Here is a 13,192-nt window from a genome sequence, read left to right as displayed (position 1 = left end):
AAGTTGATGCTCCTGGCTGAATTTCTCCCATTCCTCATCTATATTAATAATAGGAGAGGTTTTTTCAAGTGCAGAATCCACTTCCACCATCGTCTGATAGAGTTTTCGGCATTCCTCATCCTGCAATATTTCACGAATCTCCTCATCAGAATACTTCTCCTGATGGTCGATGATATCCAGTATTTTTTCAAACTTGTCCATAATAAATCTGCTAAGGGTTAAACTTTTGCTTTAATTTTCTGATGCCTTGCGCCAGATGCTTATAAACTGCCACTTCGCTGATGCCCAATTCCGTAGCAATCTCCCGATATTTCAGTTTCTGCCGAAAACGGAGATCGAGTACCTTGCGGGTTTGTGGCGTGAGTTCAGCATCCATATAAGCCTGAATTGCCTCGTACTTTTCGGTCTCCCTGTCTATTTCGGCAATCGTCGCTTCCAGGGAAGCTATCGAAGGCGAAGTATCGGCTTTCAGAAGATGATGAACCCGGTCTTTCATCTTCTGTCGGCTCAACAGGTTGAGGCATTTATGGCGCACACACACCAGAAGATAGCTCCCGGCGTTGGCGGAAGGCAGGGACGGTTCGCTGGCTATTGTCTCGTTATCAAGACCCAGTTGAGTCTTTCCGTCGAGCACATCGGCAAAGACTTCGCTCACCACATCCTTGCTGGCTGCATCATCCTTCAGAAGTACCCTGGCCAATTGGTACATCCTCAGATAATGCTGCCGGAAGAGCTGTTCTATCGTTTCTTTGTTTATTTGCATTACTTTATTTCTTTTCTCTATATTACAATCGATTTTTCATTTTCCTAACCCTTAGCAGAATATTTTTTAATGCAAATTTTTAAATAAATGAGAGCTTGGTTGTGCGGATTGCAAATCCGCAAGAAGTAGGTCGAACCTTTTTTGACTCCGGATTGCAAATCCGGAGGAACGCCTAGCGGACTTGCTCCTTCTTCAGATGCTTGTAAAGCCACAGGAAGGCGGGAATGAGGAAGAGATCTGCCATGACCCACGCCACAGGGTCGCCGAAGCAGACACCCGTCCACGCCAGGGCAGGCACCAGCCAGAGACTCACACCGCATCTCGCTATCATTTCCATTACGCCACTCAGCATCGAGAGATTGCTGTAACCCAAGCCCTGGATGCTGTAGCGCAGGATGGTGAGCAAGCCCAGACAAGGATAGAAATAGTTGGCTATACGCATAAACTGGGCAGCATAGGTCACTACTTCAGCCTCGCCCTTATCCACGAAGAGCATCATCATCTCGTCGGCAAACGGATAGATGAGCAGGAAGGTGAAGACGAAATAAACCAGCATCATCCTGATGGAAGCCCTTACGCCCAGACCGATTCTATCCAGCTTCCTGGCTCCCAGGTTCTGACCGCAATAGGTAGCCATCGCCACTCCGATGTTCTCGAATACGCAGGTAAAGAGATATTTGATGCGCATAGAGGCTGTGAATGCCGCCACATAAACCGTTCCCAGAGCGTTGTTGGCACTCTGCAGCATGATGAGGCCGATGGCGGTAATCGAGAACTGCAGACCCATCGGAACGCCGTTGTTCAGCAGAATGCTTACCTTCTTGTTGTCGAATTTCCTTTCCTCACCCTTCGGAATCAGAATCTGCATCTTCTTCTTGATAAACCAGATACAGAGCAGCACGGAGATTCCCTGCGATAGCCAGGTGGCAATGCCCGCACCCTCTACGCCCAGTCCCATGCCGAGAATCAGAATGCCATCGAGAATGATGTTGATAACGGAAGCTGTGATGAGAAAATAGAAAGGCTGCTTCGAGTTGCCCAGGGCACGGATCTGACCGGAGAGCAGGTTGTAGCCTATGGTGAAAGGAATCGCCGCAAACTGCAGCATCAGGAAGATGTAGGCGTCATCGAACACCTCCTTCGGCGTATTCACCAGGTGCAGAATCTTTCCGCAGAAGATGCAGGAAAGAAAGGTGATGACCACGGCAAAGCAGATGGCGATGCGGATGCTGTTGCTCACGTAAGCCCGCATCTTGGCGTAATCCCTGGCACCGAAAGCCTGGGCGATAGGGATGGCAAAACCGGCACAGGAGCCGTTGCAGAAGCCCATGATGAGGAACATGATGGAGCTGGATGCGCCTACTGCCGCAAGAGCTCCCACGCCAATCCATCTTCCCACGATGGCGGCATCGATGATGAGATACATCTGCTGGAGAATGTAACCCAGGATGAGTGGAATCGCAAATTTGATGATGGCTTGCAAGGGCGAACCCACAGTCATGTCGTTTGTTGACTTTGAACTTTGAGCTTTGACCATAACTTACTTTGAACTTTGAGTTTTGAACATTGAACTTTATGATTAGTTTTTCAATGAACGTTATAATTATAGTTTGTTATCCTAAAATATAAAAAGGAGGATGCACTCATTTTATTTGAGCGCATCCCCTATCTTCTGTCTGATTTGTGCCATTTTATTGCGGCGCTCGATGGAGAAGGTATCTCCGTGGGTTTCCACATAATCGAAGAGCATGAACGCCTTGTTCAGCAGTTCATCTCTTGTAGGTTGCCCCACGGTATCCGCCTCGTGATAGTAGAGTTCGGCAAGCATGTCCATCTTGGAGAGTCGTTTCTCCTCGTCGTCGATTCCTGCCATTGCCTTCATCACATCCTCGATGGTGGCGATGCTGTAGAAGGCATAAGGGCCCACGTATTGATTGTAGAGCTCCTTAATCTTCTCACGTCTCACCTCCACCTCTTTCTTTTCGAGCATTCTTTCGAGTGCCGCCATAAACTCGCGAATCAGTCGCTGTATGTAGTCTCGTTGTAGCATATTTTTTTATTTTGTTGTTATTGTTGCGTTATCTAATAGACTCATTGGTATTGCCATGACTAAGGCAAAGTTCAGGGAGTATTGTGAGAAGAGTTCCTAGAAACTCTCCTCTACCCCGTACAATGGGACATTCTTCATCCACTCTTGCTCCTTGTATGGCGACATGGAGAAGCGGATGGCTCGCAAGTCGGGATGGGCGTCAAAGAAGGCGCGAAGTGACTTGGAACGCAGGTTCTCTTCCGCTTTTACCTCTATCGGAGTTATCACCCCTTGGTGCTGGGCAAGGAAGTCTATCTCCAAGCGAGCGTCTTCCCTACTATAATAATAGGTGTAAATGTCCTGTTGACATAATAGCTGGGTAAGGACGTAGTTTTCCGTGAACGCCCCCTTGCTCTCCGTCATGGCTTTGTTGGAGATGAGCATTTGGGCAGGTTCCATCTCGCTCAGCGCACCCAGGAGGCCGACATCCAGGAGAAACAGCTTGAAGGCATTGAGGTCTTCGTAAAACTTCAAAGGCATTCCAACTTCTCTTACTCGGGAAATGCGATAGGTGAGACCTGCATCCACCAGCCATTGTATTGCCATCTCAAAATCCTTGGCTCGTGCCCCGCTTCTCACCGCTCCATAGATGAACTTCTTGTTTTCCTTGGCAAGCTGGGAAGGGATGGATTGCCAAACCATGCTGATGCGAGTGGCTTCATTTGGGCTGACATGCTTCGACATGTCACTACGATAAATGGTGAGAATGTTGTTCTGAACCTGTCTGACGAGATTTGCATCGTTAGTTGCAAGATAAGTTTTCACAGCCTCAGGCATTCCCCCTACAAAATAATATTCTCTTAATATCTTGATGAGTTTATCATGAAGTAATGTGATGGTCTTCCAGTCTTTACTTTTCAATATGTTCAGCAACTGTTCTTCGTCTTTTGCCATAAGAAACTCTTCGAAAGACATAGGGTAGAGGCGAATGATGTCAACCTTTCCCACTGGGGCGGATTCTCCTTGGTGCATGGCAACGCCTAAAAGTGAACCTGCTACAGCCACATGGTATTCTGGTGCATTTTCACAGAAATACTTCAGCGAGGAAAGTCCCTTGTGAAGTTCTTGTATTTCATCCAGAATGATAAGCGTTTTGCCAGGGATTATAGGCTGTTTGCTAATGGCTCCGATAACCATTAGGACTCGCTTCATATCATAATCTTCTGCAAAAATGTTGGCAATCTCAGAGTTTCCATCACAGTTGATGTAGGCAACGTGGTCATATTCCTGTTTCCCAAACTCCTGGAGGATATAAGTCTTGCCTACTTGTCTTGCTCCTGATAAGATTAAGGGCTTTCTGTAAAGGCTCTCTTTCCATGCTTTTAATTGTTCTATGATCGTTCTTTTCATCCTTACATACATTTTGAAGTTGTTAATGATGTTAATAACTTGCTGTTATGATGTTTAAACAGCTCTGTTGGTTGCAAAGATACACTTTTTTGCACGAACTTACAAATGTTTTCAACACTTTTCTACACGAACTTTCCTTGCATACATACACTTTTTTACACGAACTTCGTTCTTATTCATCATTATTGAGCCCTTCCACATACTCCCACAGTTTCTTGTAGAAAGGATGCTTCGTCATCGTGTCCTTGTTGCCCAGGATGATGAGCTTCATGCGGGCTCTCGTCATCGCCACGTTCATGCGGCGGAGGTCTTTCAGGAAACCTATCTGGCCTTCATCGTTGGAACGCACCAGCGAGATGAGGATAACGTCTCTTTCCTGCCCCTGGAAACCATCCACCGTGTTTACGCTGATCAGACGGCGGTAAGGCTTGAAGAACTCATACTTCTTGATGAGCTTCTTCAGATACTGCACCTGGGCACGGTAAGGCGAAATGATGCCTACGTCGATGCTCTCGCTCAATACCCGCTGCTTGCCTATCTTGGTGAAGTATTCCGCCAGGGTGAGCAGGGTAAGCTCGGCTTCTGCCTTGTTGATACGCCCGAAACTCTCGCCCACAAACTGTTCCTTGAAGTTCAAATCAGAATTCTGATTGGCTGCAGATTCAGAAGATGATGTGGATGCAGAATCTTCAGGCGCATCTCCTCCTTCTATCGTTATCTGATTCTCCTCGTTTGAAGTATCAATCCACGTTATCGGATGGTCGTAATCCAATACGCTGCGGTATTTGATCTGTGGCGCACTCTCCACCTTGCCCCCGTAGAACCAGTCGCTGGAGAATCGCATGATTTCATCGTTCATGCGGTATTGGATTTTCAGCAGGGTTACTACCTCCGGCTTGTTTTCGGCAATGCGCTCCATCAGGGTCTTGCCAAGTCCGGCTCTTAATGCCGCAATACTCTTTACGGTAGGTGGCAGCTGACAATGGTCGCCTGCCAGAATCACCCGGCTGGCTCTCTTCATCGGAATCCAGCAGGCGGCTTCCAAAGCCTGGGCTGCCTCGTCGATAAACAGGGTGCCGAACTTCATGCCTTCCAGCAACCGGTGGGCAGAACCCACCAGGGTGCAGGCGATGACACGCGCCTCGCCAAAGAGTTCAGAATTGATGCGGATTTCTATTTCGGCGGCACGGCTCTTCAGCCTATCCATCTTCTGATGATAGTTCTCGCTGCCTTTCTTCCTGTTTTTTCTTAATTCTCTGATTGCCTTGCGGATAGCCCAGAGCTGCGGATAGTCGGGATGACTCTCGAAACGGCGCTCGTAGGTGAAGCCCAGCATCTTGTCGTTCACACGGGTAGGGTTTCCGATACGGAGCACATTCACACCTCTATCCACCAGTTTTTCAGAAATCCAGTCCACCGCCATATTGCTCTGTGCACACACCAGCACCTGACTCTCTCGCATCAGGGTTTCGTTGATGGCTTCCACCAGGGTTGTGGTCTTTCCGGTTCCCGGAGGTCCGTGAACAATCGCCACGTCCTTCGCCCAAAGCACCTCGTTCACAGCTCTTTCCTGGGTAGGATTGAGCCAAGGGAACTTCATCGGTTCGAAGGAGAATCTGCCTGCCTTCTGATGCGAATAGAATAAATCGCGGAGATAAGCCAGGCGGTTGTTTTTCGCCTTCATCACTCTATCCAGAGCCTCGAACATCAGTTTGTAGCTGGTTTCGTCAAAGGACAGCTGCACGCCGATAGGCTCCGCAGATTGCTGCAAGTCGAGCAGCGGGGCTGAATCAGGCACGGTAATCACCATTCTGTCGCCATCCACATAGCTCACGGTTCCCGTAAAAGAAAAGTATTTTATACTTTGAACTTTTCTGCCCTGGTTCTCATTCTTGCCCATCTTCTTGACCATAAAGAACATGACGGGGCGACCGAACTCAAAATTGTGCTCGATATCCTGATCAGAGGTACGGAAGACCTCAATGGCTGTTTGATTCAGCGAATTATAAAAGCTTTTTCCCACACGGAGCGGGAACCAGGCATCACCTCGTTTCACCTTGCGCTGCATTCCCATCTGTTCGGTGAGCTTGCGGAAGGCTTCCTTCTCGGTGTAATACTCCAGCTGGAGCAGGGTGCGTTGTTGCAATAATGCCTGAATTGGTGAAATCTGTTCCATATAGGATGCAAAGTTACACCAATTCAGGCAAAAATAAGAAGATAATAGGATAAATTATCTAAAATTTATTTCATGATGCGTTCTACGTCCTGGATGGTGCGGTTGAACGGACCATTGTGCTCCAGCTTGATGGTACACATGGCAGCCGCAAACTTGCCAGCCTCGGTAGGAGTGGCACCCTGCAGTCGCTTGTAGAGATAACCGGCAGAATAGGTGTCGCCGCATCCGGTAGCATCCACCACCTCGTGAGGCGGATAGGCGGGAATCTCGTAGAAGGTGTCATCTACATAGATTAGAGAACCCTCGCTGCCCAGCGTGATGATTACCTCGGTAACTCCCCACGAATGTATCAGCTTCGCAGCCTCGCGTGGCTCCTTCAGCCCCGTGATGGTCTCCATCTCCGTCTCGTTCACCTTCAGATAGTAGGTGTTCTTCAGCACTTCCAGCTTATCCTTCCAGTCTATCGGATACACCTTCTCGTCTCTCACCTCGCGCAGATAGCCCTGCACGTCGATGGAAACCCTTCCGCTGCGCGAGAGAAATTCCACTACCTCCGGCGAGAAATCATCGCTCAGCAGACTTCCCAGGTGATAGACCTTCGCCTCCACGTGCTCCAGCTGTCTGATGGTGAATGGATCAGCCTTGGCAAGCACACGCTGCTTGCGCTCGTTCTGGTTTTCTCCGTAGATATTCTCGAAGAAGACGGTATTGCGCGAAGGATTGAGGGTTACTTCTATGCCCGCCTGGCGCATCTTTTCTACAGGCTCTGTTTCTGTCGGGTCCATTGCCGTGATGAGCGAAAAGCTCACATCCTTAGGCAGTTGGTTGATGGCGTAGGCGAAGTAGAACGATGTTCCGCCAGCCATGTAAACAGTTCTGTTTGGGGTAACTATCTTATCTTTGGTTACGTGCCCTATACAACAAATATCTTTCATCTATTTCTATTTTAAACGGGTGCAAAGGTACAAAAAAACTTTGAGTTAGATTTGGTTTTTTGCTTTAAATTCAGCTTTTATTGCAAATATTTAGAAGAAAAGGGCATTTTTCTTTTGTGATGTTCTTAATTTAATGTACCTTTGCAGCAGAATTTAGTAAACTGAACATTATCACGAGAAAAGATTGAAACTTATATTATGTGGTTTGATCATTTAATCAACGTGCATTCGGCGGTGCAAGGCATCGTCATTCTTTCATTGATTTGTACCCTAGGTCTTGCCCTGGGCAAGATTCATGTCAAGGGAATCTCCCTCGGCATAGCCTTCGTATTCTTTGTGGGCATCGTGGCGGGCCATCTCGGACTCACCATCGACGAGAACATGCTGGAGTTTGCCGAGAGCTTCGGACTCACCATGTTCGTGTATGTGCTGGGTCTCTATGTGGGTCCCAACTTCTTCGGTTCGATGCGCCACGAGGGCATCTCGCTCAATCTCTGGAGCCTGGCTGTCATCGCCGTGGGCACCGTATTCTCGCTTGCCCTGTGCCTGGTGCTGCCCGTGAGCCTGCCCGATATGGTGGGCATTCTCTGCGGCGCCACAACCAATACGCCGGCTCTGGGTGCTGCCCAGCAGGCGCTGCAGCAGTTGGGAATGCCTAGCGGCGGAGCTGCCCTGGGCTGTGCGGTAACCTATCCTCTGGGCGTTGTGGGTGTCATCCTGGCGATGATGTTCCTGCGCAAGCTCTTCGTAAAGCCTGAGGACCTGGAGATCCGACGTGCCGATGAGGATGACCATACATCCATCGGACAGTACGTCATCGTAAACCCGGCTCTCAACGGCAATACCATCGCCGAAATCTCGATGATGACCCATCGCAAGTTCATCATCTCCCGTGTATGGCGAGGCGAGCAGGTCATCGTTCCTGAGGCTGATACCGTGCTCCATACCAACGATAGTGTGCTCGTGGTTACCAATAAGGATGAGGCATCTGCCATGCAGATTCTCTTCGGAAAGAAGGTGGATAAGGAGTGGAATAATGATAAGGTGGACTGGAACGCCATCGATGCCAAACTGGAGAGCAGAATCATTGTGATGACCCGTCCGGGACTCAACGGCAAGCGACTGGGAAGCCTGCAGATGCGCAATACCTATGGCGTGAATGTGAGCCGAGTGCTGCGTGGTGATATCCGACTGCTGGCTACCGACGACCTCCGTCTGCAGTATGGCGACCGCCTAACGGTGGTGGGCGACCCTACGAGCATCGACCATGTGGAGCAGTTTCTGGGCAATGCCGTGAAGACGCTCAACGAGCCTAACCTGGGTGCCATCTTCCTGGGTATCATTCTGGGACTCGCCGTGGGAACCATTCCGCTGAATATTCCGGGAATGACGGCTCCCGTACGTCTGGGTATTGCCGGTGGTCCTATCGTAATGGGTATTCTGATTGGTGCGCTGGGCCCTAGGGTGCAGTTCATCTCTTATATGACGCGTAGTGCGGGACTGATGCTCCGCGAGCTGGGTCTTGCCCTGTATCTGGGCTGTCTGGGTCTGTCGGCTGGTGGACAGTTCTTCGAGACGGTGGTTCGTCCCGAGGGTTTGATGTGGGTAGGCATCGGTTTCCTCATCACGGTGGTTCCGGTTATCATAGTGGGCTTCATCATCCTGAAGACCAAGAAGTACGATTTCGGCAGCATCTGCGGCATTCTCTGCGGCAGTATGGCGAATCCGATGGCGCTTACCTATGCCAACGAGACCCTGGATGGCGATACGCCTAGCATCAGCTATGCTACGGTTTATCCGCTCGGCATGTTTATCAGAGTCATCATCGCCCAGGTCATCATCATGTTCTTCGTGTAAATATTGTTAATCCTGCGGATTTCTATCCGTAAAAATATTAGAAAAGGCTGATTTCAGTTAGAAATCAGCCTTTCTCTTTATCGTTATTTTCTTACCCGTCAGGGGATGTTCGAAGGTAATCTCCTCGGCATGTAGATACAGTCGGGCAGCCTTCTCGTTGCCGTAGAGCGAATCGCCCAGGATGGGAGCATTCAAACCCTCCTGATGGGCACAATGCACGCGCAGCTGGTGGGTTCTACCCGTCTTGGGATAGAGGGCGATGCGGAGATGTGAGCCGTCGATGCGCTCCAGAATTTCATACTCCGTAATGGCCTCCTTGCCCTGCTCGTGATTCACGGTCTGGCGAGGGCGGTTCAGATAATCGGGCAGCAGCGGAAGGGAGATGATTCCCTTTTCTGGAATCTCCTTTTCCGAAATGTCTTTTCCTGGAATGTCTTTTCCCGAAATCTCTTTTTCTGAAATGATGGCGATGTATTTCTTCTGCACCCGATGGTTCAGAAACTCCTTCTGTAGGCGATGATAGGCAAATTCGGTCTTGGCGATGATCATCAGTCCGCTGGTTGCCATGTCCAGCCGGTGAACGATGAGCGGACCGGTAGCCTCGGGATATTTCCTTCGCATCAGCGCATAGACCGATGGCTGGGCAGCGTCCTTTCCCGGTACAGAGAGCAGTCCTGCAGGTTTGTGGATCACGGTCAGCTCGCAGTCTTCGTAGAGCGTTTCCACCTGCTCATAGAGCATCTCTACCTGCTTAAGGAATGGTCCCTTCTGTCCGCCGATGCCGTTTTCTGCCGATGCAGGGCTTTCGAATACCGATGGCGGCAGCATCCAATGCAGTATCGGCTTGCACTTGCCGTTGCAGGCAGGATAGAACTGCAGGTGGTGGCGGATTTCCTCCTTCGGGCTTTCTCCCCACCAGACCATAGCCATCTGCAGCGGTTTGTAACCATGCTGGTAGGCATATTGCAGCAGTTTCGGTTCGCAGCACTCGCCGCTCCCGGCTGGCGGCACCATCTTCAGGGCTGCAATCCTGCTCGTAGCTATCGCCGCCTGCGGATACTCCTTCAGGGCTTCATCTCTGAAAATCTCCAGCAGATCCTTGCTTTCTCCCTCCTGGTTCAGCATTCTGAACTGCGAGAAAAGCCATTGCTGCAGGGCATCAGAGAGTTGCTTGCGCAGCTGCTTCAGCCTCAGTATATTCTCCTGATAATCCTCAAATTCCGTTTCCAGGGCAGTCTTTTCCGAGAGCGATTTCTTCAGTCGGCGCAGTTCAGCCTTCATAAACTGGCTTTCCCTGATCATCTCCGCCTCTTCCGCTTCTGAAAGGTTTCCTGCCTCTCTGCGGCTGTCACGCTTTGCCTTCGCTTCCTTCATCTTCTCCTGATAGGCGGCGATGGTACGCTTCCGCTCCTCCTGCAGTTGCCGGATCAGGGTTCTGGCTTTCTTCATCCTTTCATCCTTCTCCAGGTGGCTGATGCTCTGGTTGATACGTGAGATTTCCGCCTCGTGGTTCTTGAAGTAGCCGTCGGGCTGCAGATAGTCGAAAACGGCAGGCACGAAGTCCTCCCAGTCGCTTCTTCCGCCAATCTGTCCGCTGTAGGCAGCCAGGTATCCCCATTTCGGAGCCTCGCTATCGGCAGCTGGGTTTCCCCATTTTGGGACATCGGTATCTGTTTTTACATTTTCTACGATGAGCACGCCAAACATTTTGCCACGCGCAATCTCTTCCTGCCAGTCTTTTCGTCTGGCAAGCATCTCCTGCACTTCCCTGCACGCCTGGATGCAGAGCGGATGCGGTTCGTAATCCAAAGGATTGTTCATCCTTGCAGGAACATTTTCTGAAGTATGATGGAATGGATGGAAAATCATGCTGCAAAGGTACAAAAAAAATGCAGAAGTCTTGGTTTATCCACAGAAAAATCTTACTTTTGCACCATTAAAGGAAAAATTAAGATATGCAAACGAAAAATAACAATATATTCTACCATCTGGTAGCCTTCCTGACAGTGGCGATCTGGGGAACCACCTTCGTTTCCACCAAGGTGCTGATGCTGAACGGGCTTTCTCCTGCTCAGATTTTCACCCTGCGTTTCAGCATCGCCTACGTGCTGATGCTGGCGTTCAATCATCGCCGTCTCTTTGCCGATTCCTGGCAGGATGAGGCGAAGATGGCGCTGCTGGGCATTACGGGCGGTTCGCTCTATTTCTGCAGCGAGAACGAGGCGATGAACTTTACCACCACCACCAATACCTCGCTCATAGTCTGTTCGTGTCCGCTCTTTGCCACCCTGCTGGTTCGTCTGGTCTATAAGGATTCCAACCGCATTCATATCGTCCAGCTGCTGGGTTCTCTTCTGGCATTTGTGGGTATGATCATCGTGGTATTGAACGGCAGGTTTGTGCTTCATCTTTCTCCGGTGGGCGATGCATTGGCGTTTACGGCGTGTATGTGCTGGGCGATTTATTCGCTGCTGATGAAGTCAACCACGGGCGATTACAGTCCTGCATTCATCACCCGTAAAGTGTTTTTTTATGGTGTTCTTACCATCTTGCCTTATTATATCTTCATTCCGGGTTTTCCTCCGCTCGAGGTATTCACCCGTCCGCAGGTCTTCGGCAATCTGCTCTTTCTGGGCTGCCTTGCCTCTATGATCTGCTTCCTCACGTGGAATTGGTGCATCTCAAAACTGGGCACGGTAAAGGCCACCAACTGGGTGTATTTCAATCCGATAACCACGATGATTTTCGCCTCATGGGTGCTTGGCGAGCAGATTACCCCCTATTTTCTGGCGGGTGCCGCCTGCATTCTGATAGGAATGTATGTGGCGGATAAGAAGACGAAAGGGGAACAGTAATAGATATTAACCTTCCAACACCCATTTCCATGCAGGTCTTATTTCTATCTTGAGTCCATCACGCACAATCTCCCCTTCATCCTCATAGGTAATTTTATTCGCTGCCACCGAATAATAATGCTTGATTTTGTTCGCTGGCAGCGAATAAAAACGAGAGGGGGGAGCAGTAATAGATATAAAAAAAGAGGGTGCGTCATTAGTCTATGACGCATCCTCTTTTTTTAGTATTTGTGTTGTTCTACGACATGCAGCTCGTCACGCCCAGAGAGGCGGCAATAGCGGTTAAGATAGATAGTACTATCTGAAATACGGTTTTCCAGGTTTCTTTCTTCATAAGCAGTTTTTTTAGTGATTAATGATTAGTGATTTAAAAATTTACGTTGTCGCCGCCGCCGTCAGTACCCCCGCCGGTGCCCTGGCTGGTACCACCGCCGCCCTGCGATGTTCCGCCGTTATCCTTGTTGGTCTCCCCGCCAGCGCCCTGGCTAGTATCACCGCCACCTGGTGTATTCTCTGTTCCACCACCGTCCTCAGCCCCGGTGGTATAATCATCGTATGCCACAATCTTGGTGAGCTTCTTCAGCTCAGCGTTGCTCCATGATTTTGTGTTTCTTACAATAAGATGCACGCCCTGCACGCTAGCTGCCGTCACCTTCTCCTTGCTCACCTCGCCACGTGAAGTCATGCCGATGGAGAACAATCCGAGGTCGGAGAAACGAACGCTCTTGCCATCCAGAATCAGATGCTTCAGGCAATCCAAGGTATCCATCAGCACACCATGGATAGTACCACGGCTGTATGGAGAGTTGTGCTCAGAGATATGAGTCACGAAGTCCTCGAAACTCATCTCACGGTCGCTCACGGCAGTAGCATACCAGAGCTTCTTACCTGCGTTCTCACCCGTCTGAGGGGTACGCATAATCTTACGATACTTACTAGTTCCTTGTCCCATAATCAATCAGTTTTTAAAGGGTTAATAATTCAATTTTTAGTGGTTATTCATTCAGTTTTTTGTCACTCATCCGATTGGCGCCTTATCTCTGAATGACGGTGCAAAGATACGGCTTTTTTCTGGAACCACCAAATTTTGGGTGGCGATAAGGGCCGATTTTCAGCAGCTTTCAAATTGAAACTACGTTAATAATCCTAACTCGTAAGATAAAGAAG

General features: G+C 49.5%; 11 protein-coding genes and 1 pseudogene. 2 read left to right on the top strand and 10 right to left on the bottom strand.

The window, feature by feature from the left end; genetic code table 11:
* The 7 genes and pseudogenes from DXD25_RS15145 to DXD25_RS15115 form a co-directional block, all read right to left on the bottom strand.
* Positions 1–201: pseudogene (locus tag DXD25_RS15145) on the bottom strand (hypothetical protein); the annotation flags it as partial.
* Positions 202–211: 10 nt separating this feature from the next.
* Positions 212–763, bottom strand: coding sequence for a sigma-70 family RNA polymerase sigma factor (locus tag DXD25_RS15140; RefSeq protein ID WP_117664229.1), 552 nt, complete (start codon positions 761–763; stop codon positions 212–214).
* A 172-nt stretch (positions 764–935) separates the two neighbouring features.
* Positions 936–2,300 carry an MATE family efflux transporter gene (locus tag DXD25_RS15135; RefSeq protein WP_233522342.1) on the bottom strand — a complete coding sequence of 455 codons (1,365 nt, stop codon included), beginning with the start codon at positions 2,298–2,300 and terminating at the stop codon, positions 936–938.
* Positions 2,301–2,411: 111 nt separating this feature from the next.
* On the bottom strand, positions 2,412–2,813 hold the full coding sequence (locus DXD25_RS15130) for a hypothetical protein (protein ID WP_117664227.1): 402 nt from the start codon (positions 2,811–2,813) through the stop codon (positions 2,412–2,414).
* Positions 2,814–2,909: 96 nt separating this feature from the next.
* Entirely contained in the window at positions 2,910–4,202 is a 1,293-nt protein-coding gene (locus DXD25_RS15125; RefSeq protein ID WP_089543334.1) for an ATP-binding protein, read from the bottom strand.
* A 172-nt stretch (positions 4,203–4,374) separates the two neighbouring features.
* On the bottom strand, positions 4,375–6,378 hold the full coding sequence (locus tag DXD25_RS15120; protein WP_117664226.1) for an AAA domain-containing protein: 2,004 nt from the start codon (positions 6,376–6,378) through the stop codon (positions 4,375–4,377).
* Between the two features lie 65 nt (positions 6,379–6,443).
* Positions 6,444–7,313: a PfkB family carbohydrate kinase gene (locus DXD25_RS15115; protein ID WP_089543282.1), complete on the bottom strand. Its 870-nt coding sequence runs from the start codon at positions 7,311–7,313 to the stop codon at positions 6,444–6,446.
* A 198-nt stretch (positions 7,314–7,511) separates the two neighbouring features.
* Between DXD25_RS15115 and DXD25_RS15110 the strand changes: the two genes are divergently transcribed.
* Positions 7,512–9,170, top strand: coding sequence for a putative transporter (locus DXD25_RS15110; protein WP_117664225.1), 1,659 nt, complete (start codon positions 7,512–7,514; stop codon positions 9,168–9,170).
* A gap of 57 nt (positions 9,171–9,227) precedes the next feature.
* Here DXD25_RS15110 and DXD25_RS15105 read toward each other — a convergent pair whose 3' ends face one another.
* Positions 9,228–11,039, bottom strand: a complete 1,812-nt coding sequence (locus DXD25_RS15105) for an RluA family pseudouridine synthase (protein ID WP_117664224.1) — start codon at positions 11,037–11,039, stop codon at positions 9,228–9,230.
* Between the two features lie 86 nt (positions 11,040–11,125).
* On the opposite strand from DXD25_RS15105, the gene DXD25_RS15100 reads away from it, so the two are divergent.
* A complete protein-coding gene (locus DXD25_RS15100) occupies positions 11,126–12,025 on the top strand; it encodes a DMT family transporter (RefSeq protein WP_089543279.1) in 900 nt (299 codons plus the stop codon).
* A 238-nt stretch (positions 12,026–12,263) separates the two neighbouring features.
* Here DXD25_RS15100 and DXD25_RS16770 read toward each other — a convergent pair whose 3' ends face one another.
* Positions 12,264–12,359 (bottom strand): smalltalk protein, encoded by a 96-nt coding sequence (locus DXD25_RS16770; RefSeq protein ID WP_153090088.1) that lies wholly within the window; start codon positions 12,357–12,359, stop codon positions 12,264–12,266.
* A 33-nt stretch (positions 12,360–12,392) separates the two neighbouring features.
* The gene (locus tag DXD25_RS15095; RefSeq protein ID WP_233522340.1) at positions 12,393–12,977 is read right to left on the bottom strand and encodes a DNA-binding protein; all 585 of its coding nucleotides are present in this window, start codon (positions 12,975–12,977) and stop codon (positions 12,393–12,395) included.
* Between the last annotated feature and the right edge of the window lie 215 nt (positions 12,978–13,192).

The sequence above is a fragment of the Prevotella sp. TF12-30 genome, assembly GCF_003436715.1.
Taxonomy (GTDB): Bacteria; Bacteroidota; Bacteroidia; order Bacteroidales; family Bacteroidaceae; genus Prevotella; species Prevotella copri_A.
The sequence above is the reverse complement of the archived record's forward strand: the minus strand, read 5'-3'. Positions and strand labels throughout refer to the sequence as shown.

What these genes read in the sequence shown, in the direction of transcription:
- DXD25_RS15130 (WP_117664227.1), bottom strand. Translation starts at nt 2,813, where the DNA reads ATGCTACAACGAGACTACATACAGCGACTGATTCGCGAGTTTATGGCG.
- DXD25_RS15105 (WP_117664224.1), bottom strand. Translation starts at nt 11,039, where the DNA reads ATGATTTTCCATCCATTCCATCATACTTCAGAAAATGTTCCTGCAAGG.
- DXD25_RS16770 (WP_153090088.1), bottom strand. Translation starts at nt 12,359, where the DNA reads ATGAAGAAAGAAACCTGGAAAACCGTATTTCAGATAGTACTATCTATC.
- DXD25_RS15100 (WP_089543279.1), top strand. Translation starts at nt 11,126, where the DNA reads ATGCAAACGAAAAATAACAATATATTCTACCATCTGGTAGCCTTCCTG.
- DXD25_RS15095 (WP_233522340.1), bottom strand. Translation starts at nt 12,977, where the DNA reads ATGGGACAAGGAACTAGTAAGTATCGTAAGATTATGCGTACCCCTCAG.
- DXD25_RS15115 (WP_089543282.1), bottom strand. Translation starts at nt 7,313, where the DNA reads ATGAAAGATATTTGTTGTATAGGGCACGTAACCAAAGATAAGATAGTT.
- DXD25_RS15135 (WP_233522342.1), bottom strand. Translation starts at nt 2,300, where the DNA reads ATGGTCAAAGCTCAAAGTTCAAAGTCAACAAACGACATGACTGTGGGT.
- DXD25_RS15120 (WP_117664226.1), bottom strand. Translation starts at nt 6,378, where the DNA reads ATGGAACAGATTTCACCAATTCAGGCATTATTGCAACAACGCACCCTG.
- DXD25_RS15110 (WP_117664225.1), top strand. Translation starts at nt 7,512, where the DNA reads ATGTGGTTTGATCATTTAATCAACGTGCATTCGGCGGTGCAAGGCATC.
- DXD25_RS15125 (WP_089543334.1), bottom strand. Translation starts at nt 4,202, where the DNA reads ATGAAAAGAACGATCATAGAACAATTAAAAGCATGGAAAGAGAGCCTT.
- DXD25_RS15140 (WP_117664229.1), bottom strand. Translation starts at nt 763, where the DNA reads ATGCAAATAAACAAAGAAACGATAGAACAGCTCTTCCGGCAGCATTAT.